Annotated in this window: 12 protein-coding genes; all 12 read left to right on the forward strand. The window is 53.1% G+C overall.

From position 1 onward, the window contains the following. The first annotated feature begins 181 nt into the window (after positions 1 to 181). The 12 genes from JWG43_RS04320 (at position 182) to csm5 (ending at position 14,780) form a co-directional block, all read left to right on the forward strand. Complete coding sequence (locus JWG43_RS04320; RefSeq protein ID WP_205241590.1) at positions 182 to 643, forward strand: hypothetical protein; 462 nt, start codon at positions 182 to 184, stop codon at positions 641 to 643. Beyond that, a complete protein-coding gene (locus tag JWG43_RS04325; RefSeq protein ID WP_205241591.1) occupies positions 640 to 1,734 on the forward strand; it encodes a sigma-70 RNA polymerase sigma factor region 4 domain-containing protein in 1,095 nt (364 codons plus the stop codon). Before JWG43_RS04320 ends, JWG43_RS04325 begins: the two co-directional genes overlap by 4 nt. Positions 1,735 to 1,797: 63 nt before the next feature. Then, complete coding sequence (locus JWG43_RS04330; protein ID WP_205241592.1) at positions 1,798 to 2,898, forward strand: hypothetical protein; 1,101 nt, start codon at positions 1,798 to 1,800, stop codon at positions 2,896 to 2,898. Then, complete coding sequence (locus JWG43_RS04335; RefSeq protein ID WP_205241593.1) at positions 2,895 to 4,994, forward strand: hypothetical protein; 2,100 nt, start codon at positions 2,895 to 2,897, stop codon at positions 4,992 to 4,994. The genes JWG43_RS04330 and JWG43_RS04335 overlap by 4 nt, the downstream gene beginning before the upstream one ends. A 135-nt stretch (positions 4,995 to 5,129) precedes the next feature. Further along, positions 5,130 to 5,519, forward strand: coding sequence for a CRISPR-associated protein Csx20 (csx20, locus tag JWG43_RS04340; protein ID WP_205241594.1), 390 nt, complete (start codon positions 5,130 to 5,132; stop codon positions 5,517 to 5,519). Between the two features lie 64 nt (positions 5,520 to 5,583). Next, positions 5,584 to 6,918, forward strand: a complete 1,335-nt coding sequence (csx2, locus tag JWG43_RS04345) for a TIGR02221 family CRISPR-associated protein (RefSeq protein ID WP_205241595.1) — start codon at positions 5,584 to 5,586, stop codon at positions 6,916 to 6,918. Between the two features lie 16 nt (positions 6,919 to 6,934). After that, positions 6,935 to 7,900: a CRISPR system precrRNA processing endoribonuclease RAMP protein Cas6 gene (gene cas6, locus JWG43_RS04350; protein ID WP_205241596.1), complete on the forward strand. Its 966-nt coding sequence runs from the start codon at positions 6,935 to 6,937 to the stop codon at positions 7,898 to 7,900. Positions 7,901 to 8,024: 124 nt separating this feature from the next. Then, complete coding sequence (cas10, locus tag JWG43_RS04355; protein WP_205241597.1) at positions 8,025 to 10,682, forward strand: type III-A CRISPR-associated protein Cas10/Csm1; 2,658 nt, start codon at positions 8,025 to 8,027, stop codon at positions 10,680 to 10,682. Next, entirely contained in the window at positions 10,679 to 11,158 is a 480-nt protein-coding gene (csm2, locus tag JWG43_RS04360) for a type III-A CRISPR-associated protein Csm2 (RefSeq protein ID WP_205241598.1), read from the forward strand. The genes cas10 and csm2 overlap by 4 nt, the downstream gene beginning before the upstream one ends. A 2-nt stretch (positions 11,159 to 11,160) precedes the next feature. Continuing rightward, entirely contained in the window at positions 11,161 to 11,895 is a 735-nt protein-coding gene (gene csm3, locus JWG43_RS04365; protein ID WP_205241599.1) for a type III-A CRISPR-associated RAMP protein Csm3, read from the forward strand. A gap of 12 nt (positions 11,896 to 11,907) precedes the next feature. Continuing rightward, positions 11,908 to 12,888: a type III-A CRISPR-associated RAMP protein Csm4 gene (csm4, locus tag JWG43_RS04370; protein WP_205241600.1), complete on the forward strand. Its 981-nt coding sequence runs from the start codon at positions 11,908 to 11,910 to the stop codon at positions 12,886 to 12,888. Then, complete coding sequence (csm5, locus tag JWG43_RS04375) at positions 12,885 to 14,780, forward strand: type III-A CRISPR-associated RAMP protein Csm5 (protein ID WP_205241601.1); 1,896 nt, start codon at positions 12,885 to 12,887, stop codon at positions 14,778 to 14,780. Before csm4 ends, csm5 begins: the two co-directional genes overlap by 4 nt. The last annotated feature ends 6 nt before the right edge of the window (positions 14,781 to 14,786 follow it).

Consider the following 14,786-nt stretch of genomic DNA (forward strand, 5'->3'; position numbering starts at 1 on the left):
TATACAATGAATCTTCCCCTTTTTTTGTCTGCCTATGGACTCAAAAATTTTTTATCACGAAAATGCTTGTCTCCGAAGGCCTTCAGGGCTATGACCATTGTCAATGGTGATCTATTTTCCTGAAAAGGTTTAATAATCAGGATAATACCGGGTACAATGGTAAAAAAACGACTGAGGGTGCATGGCTGCTGAACAAACCAACCCCACCGCTGAGCTGATCCACCACCTGCGGCAACCGGATCTGAGCATACTGGGCAACGCGATCCGTCGGCTACCGCCCGGACAATGGCAGGAGCGGATGTTTTTCACCGGCGCCGCTGATACCGAACTCAAGGCGCAGACAGGGCTGTTTCCGGCAACTTTTCGTAAAGACAATACAACGCACCCCATCTTTATTCTCCGTACCGGGACTGCCGGCCACCTGGCCTGCCCCTGTTCTTCACAGGGCAATCGTAAACGGTATCGTTTCATCGCTGAAGGCTGCAAGATGGAGATGAAAGACCAAATCATGAACCGTGATTCCTTTCTGATGGAGCAGTACCAGTTTGCTCTCCCCCTGGACCATCGACTGTGCAAAGGGTTACGTTTTTTTGGCAGGGTTCCGCTGCACTGTCTTCAGGACCACCGGGAAAACCACCCATGACAGTGACGAACCAGACCAACGCTTTTCGCGCCTGGCTGAAAACCGCCGCTGGATACGGGTATCTCACCCAGTTTGTCTCCATCATGGCCCGGCGTGGCCGCCTGGTTGCGAGCGGTGCTGGTGCCGGGCAATCTGCCTGGGCCGAGCGGGTAGTCGACCAGCGGCAGGACATGCTGCAGGACCTGAGTCATGATTTTCTGCTGTTTCTGCTCGACATCTGGCTGACAAGTGCAACGCGAAACCCGGAAATCAGCCGGCTTTTCCTTACAGGGGCGTATCGTCGGGTGCTGGAGCTGGCTTGGAACCGGTATCTCTGGCGCCAACAGGATCAGGCACGAAGCAAACAGGCCAACCCCCGCGGTTACCTGTATCGTCGTTTGCGGGAACTCCTCAACAGCGCCCCTCACTATACGATGACCACCAATGCCCAGGGGCTGTTGTGCTATCATCCGGTGGCTGATCCTGGGGCAGGGGATATCGAAGCGGCCACCAACCATCATGAAATCCTGCACTATTCTGACTGGCCGCCTCCGCCGCCCCTGGCTGGGCAGTCTCCTGAGAAGTATCTTTTTTCCGGCCAATGGCTTGCTGCCACCGCAGAATTTTTCTGGATCGAGGCTGGGCAACGGATCGGCACCCCGATAGCCATGCCGATTCGCGAGTTGTGCCGCTATCTGGCCGCGCACCACCCATGGCTGAACAATCCCCAACCGCAGAGTAGTGATGAGGCCGACCTGACCGACCGCCTGGCCGATCCCCATGGCACCCCGGAACAACAGATCCAGCGTCACGACGACCTGCGCACCATCACCGCTCTGGCAGCGCAACTGGTTGCCACCTGGCCTGCGGAACAACAACAGGTTTTTGCCCTCCGCCTGGCCGATCTGCCTGCCATGACCTTCCGCGAGATCAGCGAACACCTTGGTTTCGCCGATCATAATCGGTCCTACAGCCTGTATCAGCAAGCCACCAGATCTCTGCAACGGTTCACCGCCACCTGGCCCGGCCCGCCTTTGACTGAATTGCCCCGGGAGGTGGCCGAAGTCTTTATCGATGAAATGAAGAGGCTGTGCAAAAACAGCGGAAATTGATCGTATGAATAAACAAAGCCAACATCCTTTTTCCTCTACTTACACCTGGCTGCAATGGAATTTATGAACCCCGACTATGCCGGTTCTCCAGCCTGGAAGCAGGCCTGGCGTCTGCGCTGCTGTCCACCTGAGCACATGCTGATCAGGCCTGCTGATCAGCGATTACGCGATCATCTCGAAATCTGTCCCTGGTGCCGCGACACCCTGGAACTCCCGCCGTGCCCTTTACCCATGGACCAGCCCCTGGAATCAATTGCGCCCACCACCCCGTTGCCGGGCCATATATATTTCCTCCATTCCCGACTTGCCGGATGGGGCCCCAAATCGAGATACTATAATCCGCCCGCGGTGTTGATTCTTTCCTGCCCCGATGAGCATTCGCTCTTCGTTGCCCAGATCTATGGTGACCTGAGCCTGGCCGGCGCTGATGACATTGTGCTTCCTCCCGACCCCGGCGGCTTTGCTCAGCCGTGGAACTGCTACACCCTGATGCGCGACGATGTCGGTCCGCGGCTTGGCAAGGTCGACGCCGACCTTGTCGTCACCCTCCTGGAGCAACGAAAACAAGGGGAACTGCCCCTGCAGCCCGGATCCTTGCTGTGTTTTTTCCGGCAAATGGAGGTGGAAACCGGGTATTATTTTGCCCAACAGGCAAGCAGACGGCTGATGATGGTCCACACCGGTCAGAGCGCAACCCTGCTCAGGTATACCGATCACCGGGAACTGCTTCCGGATTTGCTGCAATTGCCGCTCAAAATGATCACCGACGCCACCTCCGTCACCGGCATGGATGATCTGTTGGCCGTAACATGTGCCGATGAACGACTCCTGCCCCTGGCCGCGGCCGATGCGGCAACCATCCAAGCCCTGGTTTTCACGGTTGAGCAGGGCAGGCTCGTCGCCGCCACCGTCGAGACACTTACCCTGACCTCACGGGATTATGCCGACGGGGTGCTCACAGTCACCGGTTTGGCCGATTGCAGCAGCACGGAGGTCCAGGCCTGGATTGTCCGTTGGCAGTCCGGCACCGAGTTGATCCCCCCCCTCCCTGGTCAATCGGGCTGTGAGGAGCGGCTCTTCTGGGCCGCATTTCCGCTGAAACCGCACCAGGCCGACCAGCCCGGCACGCTGATCGTGCGCATCCTTCGGGAGCGCCGGGAATGAGTCTTCCGGCAACGGCTCACTGGCAGGAACTGGCGGTGCTCCTGCACCGAACCCCGCTGATTGCCGCCCGCCGTCTCCGCGCCCCCTGTCCGGTCGCTCTCCCTCCAGAACCATTCCTGGCCCACCTTCTTGCCACGGCCCACCAAAAGGGCCTTGCCGATCTGTTCTATCGGCATCTGCTCACCGCACTGGCCTTGCCGTCGCCCCACAAATCACAGCCAGACCAGCTGCCGCATGCGGCAATTCAGGCCTTATTTCCAGAGCATGCACCCGCCACCCTGTACCGGGGGCATTGGCTCTGCCTGCCGATCCTGACCTGCCAGGAGTCGACCAGCTCCATCACCTGGTTTCTGCTGGGATCATTACCAGGGGAAGAGGGGGGGCTTATACTGAGCGGACACCCCATTCCGGAGCGGAGCAGTCGTGTTGCCATGCAGACTGCTCTGGAGGCGGTGCGCCGCTGCTGTGGCCACACAGGAGGGGAGTACCTGGTCATGGCCGTGCAGCATCCCGATGACCCGCCGGTCACCGGCGGCTCCCTGGCGCTGCCCTTTGCCCTGGGTATGCTGCTGCTTGACCGGCAAAGCCCATGGCCGGAGTTGGTCTTTGCCAGCGGCGGGCTGACCGCCGACGGCGACCTGCAGGCCATTGACGGGGAAACCGTGAAATATCTCCACGTCCATAAGCGCATGCACGCATTGATCCTCCCGGAAAATGGCTTGATCAATGGTCTTCAGGAAACCAAGGTGTTGCGCTGTGCCGACCTGGACCAGGCTTTTTTTGTGCTCAGCTGTCTGCAAGACAGGCTTGATCCTCAGGCAATCAACTGGTATCGAGTCTGCCTCGGCAATCCACAACTGTTTCTCGAGCAGTTCCACATCCTGCCCTTACCGTTGCTGACCAGCCGGGAAGGCCGCTCTGTCCTCTCCAGGATCGCGACCCAGCGACATATTTTTCTCCATAAGCTGAGCATATGTCTGGCCGGCTGCCGTGACGACCCGCAGCGGTCCGCTATGCTTGCCGATCTTTTCACGCCGGAGGAAATCCTCGCCATCGCACACCAGGCTGGCGGAGATGAAGGGTTTCACGCACATCAGTGGTGTGTGGCCCGAATAACCTCGGCCAACCGTCGCGGTGCCGTTGCCGCCACCAGGGTCTGGATCAAGCTTGCCGACACACTCCACCCCAGGTTGACCGAAGAGGAATTTGTCGAAAGTGCTAACCATGGCCTGATCGCCACCCGTTTTAATCGCTATGACTTCCGCCCCGAGTTGCCCGAAGATTTCCATAGAGCTTTGGCCATGGAGGAGAAGACCCATCCCGGGGCCACCAGAAATTCCCGCCCACTGGGCGCCCTGTACGGGACCATGGCCCAGAATTATGGGTTCTGTGGCCCGCAATGGCGGCAGCATCTCGAGGAATCGGTGGAGAAAGCTGCCGTGGCCTTTGGTAGAAAACATCACCGCGATCGCCTGCGCCTGTTCGCCTACCGGATCTACGGCCTCCTGGACGCGGAACTGTATGGCGAAGCCAGCGACCTGCTCGATCAATACCTCGGCCTGACCGCAGCAGCCGGCCACCCGCGGCACCTGATCACAACCCTGTGCCAGATCAATCAGCAGCCCAGCGAGCACACCCCATTCCAGACCGCGGTGGCCTGCAGACTGTTGGCCGAAACTGTTGGCCCGGGTGCGCCTGCGCCGACAGTGGTCGATCTGCAGGAAATCGTCAACGCCATCCCGGCGGCACTGCATCATCCCTGGCAGCTGACCACCTGCAATCTCGGCCGCCTGGCCCTGACACTCGGCGCTCCGGCCCTGGCCCGCCAACTGCTGGCCCGTGCCCTGAGAGCCTGTCTACAGGGTGGGGAAACCATGCAGGCCATGGCGCTCTTGCCATTGGCCATTCTCCATCACCACGGTCTGATCGAAGCGGAACACACCGCCATCTGCAGCCGCACCCTGGAGATGATCGCCAACAGTCCCCAGCTCAATCAGCAGCATTTTCGTCCGCTTCTCCAGGCCTCCGGCCCGGACGAGGTGCTGGCCGAAGTCCAGCGCCACCGTGGCCGCTATTTTCCCTTCAGCTACCGGTGAAAAAAAACAGAAAAAAAAAAGGACCAGGGAAAAAAAATCCATTTGTGCCCGTACATATCAACAGACAACACGTCCCGCGGCCTGCAGCGCCGACGGAAATGACCAAGGCACCAACAAACAGAGTAGAGCTACCGCATGCATCGATTGTTTCTTTTTTTCAACCACACCATCACCCTCGATCAGCAGAACAATGCCCGCACCGAGTTGGGGGTTACCAGCATTGTCGAACCACCCCTGGAACTCAGCCGCCGCTGGGCCAACATCCCGCCCACCGAGGCCAGCCTGCGCCCCTGGCTGCAGCCCATTTTGGCCTGGCTGCGGGAACATGCCCAACCCGGTGATTTTATCCTGGTGCAGGGAGAATTCGGGGCCTGCTACCTCCTGGTTCGTTTTGCCCTGGAACAGGGGTATATCCCGGTCTATGCCACCACCGAGCGCCACGCCCGGGAGGAACGACTCGCCGATGGTCGGATTAAGCTCGAGCACACCTTTGCGCATGTTCGGTTTCGGCGGTATGGGGAGTGAAGGGGTGCATCGATACATTTTTTCAGAAAACTTAAACAATGAACCAGGCCGAAGGAGTGACAGCATGCGCAAAATTTTTGTCAGTTTTCTAGGGACCAACGATTACCTTCCCTGTACTTACCAGATCAATGGATACGAACCGGTTCAAGGCGTCCGTTTTGTCCAGGAAGCCTGCATAGCCCGCTGGTGTGGTCCATGGCTCGCTGATGACCGGATTTATATTTGTGTGACCGATGAATCGTACGAAAAAAATTGGCTGGACAATGGGCATAAGGACAGAGATGGCAATATTCAAACCAGGCAAGGACTCCAAACCAGGTTGAAAGCGCTCAATCTCAATGTTCCTTTTGAGGTAGTAAAAATTCCAGCCGGTAAATCAGAAGACCAAATTTGGCAGATTTTCGAGCAGGTTTTTTCGCTCCTGAACGAAAAAGATAACCTTTATCTCGATATCACCCATGCCTTTCGCTCCTTGCCGATGCTGGCTATGGTGATTCTCAGCTACGCGAAAGCAATGCGTTCCATCACGGTACGCGCCATTTCCTATGGAGCAATGGAAGCATTGGGCAATCTGGAGAAAATACGAAGGATGGACATTGAGGACCGTGAAGTTCCAGTATTCGATCTCTTACCTTTTGACCGCCTTCAGGATTGGGTGATTGCCCTGGATAGATTTACCGCCACTGGTGATGCGGCCATGATCGAACACTTGGCCGACATGGATATGCGCCCTCTCAGAAAGGCAACCAAGGGGCAGAATACTGATGCCTTCACTATCAAGAAGCTTGGTCAGCATCTCAATGCATTCTCTGTCGGCCTCGCCACATGCCGCGGCCTGGAGATATCGGCCAATGTGGCGGCAGTGAAGAACTCTTTACAACAAATTGAAGATTTAAACATCCTCAAGCCCCTTAAACCACTGCTTCATAAACTGGAGACCAGCCTTGCCGCTTTCCCAGGGGAAGAGGTCGCTGATGGCCTGGCAGCAGTTCGTTGGTGTCTGGATCATCAATTGTATCAGCAGGGATATACGATTCTCCAGGAAACATTGACCACGTTTGTGGTTAACAAGGTTCTCGGCCTGGATGGACGAAACCAAGGAGACAGAGATCTCGTCAATCAGTGCGTTACTATCATCAAAAAAAATATACCGGAATCGGAATGGTTGCCACCCGCAAGGGATGAAAAGTTGAAAACCCGGAAGATGATCTCCTGGTTGAAGCCTCAGCAAGATCTGGTGGATAATTTAAGGAATCTGAGTGATACCCGCAATGATCTCAACCATGCCGGTCATAATGATAAACCAAGTAAACCAAAGACTCTCCAGAAAAATTTATTGGGGTTTGTCGAAGAGATGGGTCGAATTTGCGCAAGGCATGGCAATCTGTCAAGTCAGTGATAAAAAGGAAGACAACATGACAATCCTCATTCAACAACTCACTTTTCATTGTCGCTGGACCACTGATGGCAGATTGCCTGATTATCCTGGTTCGACCTTGCGCGGTGCCTTTGGATGGGCCTTGAAACGCTGCACCTGCATGTTGAAGCAGCAAAAATGTTTAACCTGCGTATTGAACTCGACCTGTGCCTATTCCTTGTTGTTCGCAACGGAGCAGTACAATGACAATGAAGTTCGTGGTCCGGTCAATGCTCGACCGCATCCACTGGTTTTTCAACCAAGACCACAACGCACGGGTTTGAGCAAGAAAGGCGAAAGCTGGGATTTCTCCTTGTTGATCATTGGCCATACCAGCGAATTTCAGCCTCATATCGTTTACAGTGTTAAAATGATGGGCGAAACAGGTATCGGTGTTGGAGCAAAACATGGATTGGGACGTTTTACCCTGGAAAAAGTGACAAGCAATGACGTCACTGTTTTTGACGACGCGACTGGGCAACTGGACAATACGACCGTGGCCGAGTCTCTTGTCCTGCAATCAACCGCGGAGGATGTTGGTCAACTTCGTATCCATCTGCGTACCCCGTTACGGTTGAAACAGGAGAACAAACTGTTGAGGGAGCTTCCTTTTCATGTCCTCGTTCGTACTGCGTTGAGAAGGATATCTGCTTTGGAAATCGCCTATGGACTGGATAATAGAGGCGAACCGGATCTTGATTACCGCGGCCTTGTCCACCGAGCGAAAGGAGTCGAAGTCAAGGAATCCTCCTTGCGATGGCGCGAATTGCGCCGTTATAGCAATCGTCAGCAACAAAAAGTTTCCCTGAGCGGTCTGACGGGCACGGCTCTTTACGAAGGCGAACTCGGCGAATTTGTTCCGCTCTTGCAATATGCACAGCGAGTGCATGTCGGGAAACAAACGTTATTTGGCCTGGGAAGCATTGAAATTGAACCGTTCAACCATGCCACAAGGTGGCCATGAATGTCCAAGGCCATCATCGGTAACCAACGGGCAGGCACACACCGGATGAAAGGATCTCAATACGAAAAAGATGAAAGCGTAAACGCAATAGTCTGCGAGTAACGCGGACCAAGGAGGATAACGAATGGAAAACATATCGAACACCGGTCAGCTTGGCGCGTCCTGTCGCGTCGCTTTCGCGGCGCTTACCCACGACCTGGGTAAATTTGCCGAGCGTGCCGCCCCGAATGTTGAGGGCAAGACTCTTGATGCTCATATCACTAATTACTGCAGGTGGCATGAGCAGGGAAAATATCACAGCCACAAACACGCCGCGTATACGGCGCTGTATCTGGATGTAATCGAGAAAAGCGCGCCGGACCTGATTGATGGTGAAACAGCCCCCTTTGCCAGTCGTAATAGAGAGGGCGACATCACTGATTCCGTTATCAATGCCGCCGCCATGCACCACCGGCCGGAGACCTTGCTGCAATGGATTATCGCCACTGCTGATCGAGTTGCTTCAGGTTTTGAGCGCGAAGAATATGAGAAATACAACAAGTGCGAAGACCGCACCAATACTGCGAGTAAAAGTGGGCGTAACCACTATCAGGCACGGTTGTTGACCTTGTTTGAGCAGGTACGCCTGGAACGGCAAGATACCTGTACGTTCAAATGGTGCTATAGGCTGAAGCCATTGACACCAGATAATATGTTCCCACTTTGCCGAGACGGCTATGAACCAACAGACAATGGTTCGGCTCAAGCGGAATATCAGCAATTGTGGCAGGAATTTGTTGACGCTTTGCAGAAAATTCCCGCATCACACCGTACATCCTGGCCCTTGTGGCTTGATCACTTCGATACGCTCTGGCAAAGCTACACGCACGCCATTCCATCGGCTACCGCCTTTGGGATACGGCCGGAGGTATCGCTCTACGACCACAGTAAGGCAACGGCCGCTTTTGCGGTGGCACTCTGGCGGTGGCATGAGGCTCAGGGAAATCTGACGACAGAGGATGCCATCCGCCGGCATAAAGATCGGGCTGATTGGGACGAGGAAAAGTTTCTGCTGGTCCAGGGTGATTTTTTCGGCATCCAGGATTTCATTTTTGCAGACGGAGCCGAAACCAATAAAAAAGCTGCCAAACTCCTGCGCGGACGCTCATTTATGGTCTCTCTTTTTTCGGAATTGGCGGCACTAAGAATTTTGGAGGTGCTCGAATTACCGTCAACTTCACAAATTATCAACGCAGCGGGAAAATTTCAGATTGTTGCACCTAACACCATCGATATACGTACAAAACTCGCTGCTGTGCGCAAGGACATTAACGATTGGTTTTTGAAACATACCTACGGACTGGCGGGCCTGGGTTTGGTTTGGAACACCGCCTGTTGTAACGATTTTCTGACTGGCCGTTTTGAAAATCTGCTGAAGACCCTTTTTATCGATCTTGAGCATGAAAAGCTCCGACGTTTTGAACTCACCGGCGATACGCCAACTGTTTTCGATGTCAACTATGAACAGGGTATTTGCCAGTATAACAATCGCCTGCCCGCAGACAAGTTGGAACAAGGAAATAAAGGGTCTTCGTCGCTCTCCCGCGACCAGATCGAAATCGGCACAGCCCTTGTAAACAGAGACAGGTTGCTTGTCACCAGAAATGACGCCGATCTCCGTCAAGGCAGTGTCAAAACATTGGAGACTGTCGTGTTTGGCTACCGCGTCGGCTTCACCCAAGAGGAGGAAATCACCGGCCGGTTCGGGCAACTCGCACAATCCGGCGGTTTACTGCGCTGCTGGGATTTCAGTCTGCCTGATAGTTTTTCAGATACTCTTTGGCATGGTTATGCCCGCCGCTATATCAATGCCTATGTGCCTATTTTTACGGCCCATGACCAACTGACGAGCGAAAAGTATCAGGGTCTTGAGAAGGACGATGACTGCCGTCCGGCCAACCCCAAAACTTTTTCTCATATTGCCTGTGAAGACCGATCAGATAAGGAAGAAAAAGGTCAATGGCTCGGCCAGGTAGCGCTTACCACAGTGAAAGGCGATGTCGATAATCTTGGCATGATTTTTCAGCACGGCATGGGAGGGAAGAGCACCTTTGCTAAAATGGCGGCACTCTCCCGCCAGATGAACGCTTTTTTTACTGTCTGGCTACCAGCATTTTGTAAGAAAAACTACCCAAATGTATACACCGTTTTTGCAGGGGGTGACGACTTTTTCCTGATTGGTCCCTGGTACAGTACACAAAAACTTGTTGCCGACATGGCGAGGCAATTCAAGTGGTATGTAGCTGAGAACCCGGAGATTCATTTTTCCGCAGGCATGGTCATGACCAAGCCCAAACACCCCATCCATTCCCTGGCTGTATTGGCGGAAGAGGCTCTGGAGAATGCCAAGGGGTACGAAACGGACGAACGAAAACAAAAGAACGCGATCAGCCTATATGGCGAAATAGTACCTTGGCCTGACTGGGATCGACTCGCCTCTTTGGAAGCGGATGTGCAACTATGCGCTGCCAGATACAGACTCTCGACCAGTTATATTTATGGACTTTTTCACTTGATTGATTTGGCCGCCGATAGCAACAACATCGAATCCGTTATGTGGCACAGTCGATTCGCCTATCGCACTAAACGCTATGTTGTTGATAAGCTAGATAAAAACGAACGAGAAGGTGTGCAGATAGAGTTAACTGAAATTTTTGGTAAAAACATCGGAACCTTGAAAAGACAATTCCGCATTCCGCTTTTCAACTATTTTTACAGCAAACGACAAGGAGGCAAAACATGAGCCAGACATCAATGCGAAGACAGAGTCAGAGCCGTTCCCATGGCAATCAAGGCCAACAAAACAGCAGTTACAACCAAAATAATTCGATAGTTGATGGCATCTATTTTGGTGAAAACATTGATTCTAATCTTTTTGCAGATATTGCCCAGGCCAAAGCCAAAATCATTGCAATTGAAGGCGGAGGCAGGAGGAACAAGTCTTCACAGCTACGAAAATTTTTTGATGAACTCGTCATGTGGCATGACAAGGTCTTTGCGCACGGCGTAGACCGTGTGGTGACGTATAAAGAACTGGCCCCTTATATTAAAATGCTCTGTGCTAAAGTTTCTTATGCCAGGGGGCGTGATCATGTCAGTGAAGGCTTTGAAAAACTTTTCAGTCACGTTATCCGTGCCGTCAATAGTCCAGAAACACTGAAACAGGCAAAACTCTTCATCGAAGCCTTCATGGGTTTTTACAAAGCGGAGGAAAAATAACCATGGCGCAACTTAACAACATCATTAGGATAGCAGCAACTCTGGAACTCGTCACTGGCCTGCGCATTGGGGCTGGCGACTCGGAAATGCACATCGGCGGCGTCGATAACACCGTTATCAAACATCCGTTGACTGGTGCACCCTATATACCCGGATCCAGCTTGAAAGGCAAAATGCGCAGTCTGCTGGAATGGCGCAGCGGTGCAGTCAAGGAAAAACCGCTTGGTGCGAAAGAGTACACCAGTGAAACGGACACCTCAAGGCAAACGGAAATCAAACATATTCTGCAACTGTTCGGTATCGGGGGCGGTGATGTGCAGGACAACAAAGAACTGGTGGCGAAACTGGGGCCAACCCGTCTGTCTTTCTGGGATTGCCCGCTGGAAAAGACCTGGGAACAAGAAGTACGCGACAACAACCAGCTGCTCACCGAAGTGAAAAGTGAAAATGTTATTAACCGCATTTCCGGTGTAGCGCAACATCCACGAAATACTGAACGGGTCCCGGCTGGTGCAAAATTTGACTTTCGCTTGTCCTTGAAAGAAATCGATGGTGACGACCCATCACTTCTGAAAATTGTCCTGCAGGGGTTGAAGCTCATCGAACTCGACAGTCTGGGCGGTTCCGGTTCGCGAGGCTACGGGAAGGTGCAATTCCTTGATCTGACAATCAACGGCAAAGATGAGTCAGAGCAGTTCGCTAAGGTTCAGGCCTTTCCTAATCTGCAAAAAACTTGAGACGGGGGTAACATGGACACACTGTGTTGTACCATCCAGCCCTGCTCTGCTTTCGGCACCCCGCTTGTGGGCGATACCCTGTTTGGTCAGCTTTGCTGGGCGCTCAGGCATCGTTTTGGCAAAGGTTGGCTTGTCGAACGCTTGCAAGGCTATACCGAAGGCCGGCCGTTCGTGGTCATATCCGATGCCTTCCCGCAAGGTTTTTTTCCCCTGCCTGCGGTGCCGTCTCGGTTTTTTCATGAAAGCTCGGAAGATCGCAAGACCTTGAAGAAAAAGCGCTGGCTTGCGGTGGCGGAGATGGACACTGATTTTCGGGAATGGCAAAGGCGGGCCAAATCCGATCATGAAGCTGCGGACATCATCTTGGGTGATAGCGGCTTTTCCTCGGATAACGCGGCCCTGCAAAAGATCACGGCGCAGCCGCACAACAGTATCAATCGTGCCACCGGCACCACCGGCGAGGGGATGTTCGCGCCGTACAGTATGTCGCAGATCTGGTTTCACCCAGCCATGCGCTTTGACCTCCATATGCTATTCGATACAGAGCGAATCAGCAAAGAAGAATTGACAGCCGCGCTCACTGATATCGGCCAAAGTGGTTATGGCCGCGATGCCAGCATCGGTCTTGGTAAATTTAACCTCGTTGGTGAAGTGAAACGCGTTTCCTTGGCAAACATCAACAAAGCCAATGCTTGGCTGACTCTTGCCCCTTGCGCACCCCAAGGTTTGGGGTTTGATGGTGGAAAGAGCTATTATCGACCCTTTACACGTTTCGGCCGTCATGGCAGTACGTTGGCACTTGCCGGAAGCCCCTTCAAACGCCCCGTTCTCCTTGCGGCCACCGGTGGTGTGTTTACACCAGCAGGGGAGACCTCGCAAGTCCGTCGCCTTTTCATCGGTCAGGGTTTGGGTGGCGTTTCCCCGAGTCAGCCCGAAACGGTGAGTCAGGGATACGCACCGGTACAGGGTATTTTCCTGGAGGATTCACAATGAAATTTATGGAAATATGTCAGCTTGCTGTCACTCCTCTTTCGCCAATTCATATCGGTTGCGGTGAAGATTTTGAACCGACCAATTATGTTATAGATTCTGAGAAAAAACAGCTGTACGGTTTTGACCCCGGTAAGACAGTTTTACCGGACACTCAGGCGCAAAAGCTGACCGAGCTGGCAGAAAGTGCTAATTTACTTGGTATCCAGCGGTTTTTTCGGGACAATAGGTCGTTTTTCATTCCGTATTCTCAGGTGGTAATGCCAGTTGCTGATGGTGTGGCAAGTGATTACCACAATAAAATTGGCAAAGTTGCCAATCTTGAAGGCGGCGGCAGGCAAGTTTTTAATCAGTTTGCCATTGAGCGGCATATCCATAGCAGGAACAGATTGTATATACCTGGCAGTAGTTTGAAAGGAGCACTCAGAACAGCATTGATGGACAGGCTCAACAAAAGTCGGCCAATTGTCGACCGGGACGAAAAGAGAAACAGCGGAAAATTGGCCGTTCGTTTACTGGGGGGCGACTTTGCCACAAGTCCGCTACGGTTACTGAAAGTTGCTGATTGCATGCCTTCCAACGATATTGACCGGCAGATCCTCTATGCTGTCAATCGCTACAAATTAAGAAAATATGACCGGAAAACCGGGCAGGAAAAAGAACCCAGAGGCGTTGTGGCGCGAAAAGAGGTTATCTTGCCCGGTCAATATCGTGCTTTTACCGGAACAATAACCGTTCATGATCTTGGTGACCGAGGCCTCGAGGCCTCGATGAATACTAAACGTAACGTTCCCAGGAGAGATATGCGGCCTGAACTCGCTCAGGTCGCCAGGGACTGTAATGAATATCACCGGCCTCGTCTGCGCGAAGAACTCCGCGACATGGTAATAACAGGCATGATTGACCCAAAATGGAAGGCTGATATAGAAGGGCTTTTGGACGGTGAACTCAAGCCGTTGCTTGACGCAGGAAAAGCAATGCTGGTGCGTTTGGGCAAATATGGTGGTGCGGAGAGTAAAACACTGACCGGAGTTGCGGAAATCAAAATAATGAAAGGCAAGGCCGCCGGCAAGCAAGAGTTCGAGTTTCTCAACAAAACGAAAACGTTCTGGTTCGCGGCGCCAAAGGCGGAGCAGCAGAAAGAGATGCTGCCTTTTGGCTGGGTATTGGTGGAAATCACCCCACAGGGAGAGTTGCCGCAACTGAAAGCCTGGTGTGATCAGCAAGTATATAACCGACCGAATATGAAAACGGAGTACGAGCAGCTTGCAGCCACCAGGTTGCAAGCTGAACACGACGCGCAAAAAATCCGCGAGCAGATGCAAGCAGAAGAAAGGGCCAGGCAGGAAAGGGAAGCGGAGCGGCAGCGTAGAGAAGATGAAATAAAGAAGTTCCCCTGGCGTGAACATCTGCCGCAATTGGAGAAGGTCGAAAACTGGGGGGACCTGCAACAGGCAGGTCTGAAATTCGATGACGCTTGGAAAAACGAGGTTGAAGTGGCTTCCGTATTCAAGATGGCGGCTGAGCGTGTACGAACCAATTTCCCAAAAACATGGAGCGTTGAACGTGATGAGTATGTTGTGCTATGGCTGGCGGCTTCGGGCCTGGAGTGGTCATCATCAGAGCCAGTCATAACTACCACAGCAGAGGATGGTGCGAGTGCCCCAGACAGGATTTCCGACGCCGGTTTCAAAAATTTTGGTGACTGGACAAACCGTAGCAAACAGCTTGGCTTAGAGGTGGAAAATCTCTCTGCTGTAGAGGTGCAAAGCCTGCAACAACTATTCAAAGAGTGGAAACTTGACAATAAAAAAGCCTGGAAGAAAAACCCGGGTAAGAAGGAATACTGGGACAAGCTTCATAGCCGCATTAAGCAACTTAAGGTACCAAAATGATTTTCA

Source organism: Desulfobulbus alkaliphilus, from assembly GCF_016918545.1.
Classification (GTDB): domain Bacteria; phylum Desulfobacterota; class Desulfobulbia; order Desulfobulbales; family Desulfobulbaceae; genus Desulfobulbus; species Desulfobulbus alkaliphilus.

Coding starts and splice junctions, on each gene's coding strand:
- JWG43_RS04320 (WP_205241590.1), top strand. CDS start 182: ATGGCTGCTGAACAAACCAACCCCACCGCTGAGCTGATCCACCACCTG.
- JWG43_RS04325 (WP_205241591.1), top strand. CDS start 640: ATGACAGTGACGAACCAGACCAACGCTTTTCGCGCCTGGCTGAAAACC.
- JWG43_RS04330 (WP_205241592.1), top strand. CDS start 1,798: ATGAACCCCGACTATGCCGGTTCTCCAGCCTGGAAGCAGGCCTGGCGT.
- JWG43_RS04335 (WP_205241593.1), top strand. CDS start 2,895: ATGAGTCTTCCGGCAACGGCTCACTGGCAGGAACTGGCGGTGCTCCTG.
- csx20 (WP_205241594.1), top strand. CDS start 5,130: ATGCATCGATTGTTTCTTTTTTTCAACCACACCATCACCCTCGATCAG.
- csx2 (WP_205241595.1), top strand. CDS start 5,584: ATGCGCAAAATTTTTGTCAGTTTTCTAGGGACCAACGATTACCTTCCC.
- cas6 (WP_205241596.1), top strand. CDS start 6,935: ATGACAATCCTCATTCAACAACTCACTTTTCATTGTCGCTGGACCACT.
- cas10 (WP_205241597.1), top strand. CDS start 8,025: ATGGAAAACATATCGAACACCGGTCAGCTTGGCGCGTCCTGTCGCGTC.
- csm2 (WP_205241598.1), top strand. CDS start 10,679: ATGAGCCAGACATCAATGCGAAGACAGAGTCAGAGCCGTTCCCATGGC.
- csm3 (WP_205241599.1), top strand. CDS start 11,161: ATGGCGCAACTTAACAACATCATTAGGATAGCAGCAACTCTGGAACTC.
- csm4 (WP_205241600.1), top strand. CDS start 11,908: ATGGACACACTGTGTTGTACCATCCAGCCCTGCTCTGCTTTCGGCACC.
- csm5 (WP_205241601.1), top strand. CDS start 12,885: ATGAAATTTATGGAAATATGTCAGCTTGCTGTCACTCCTCTTTCGCCA.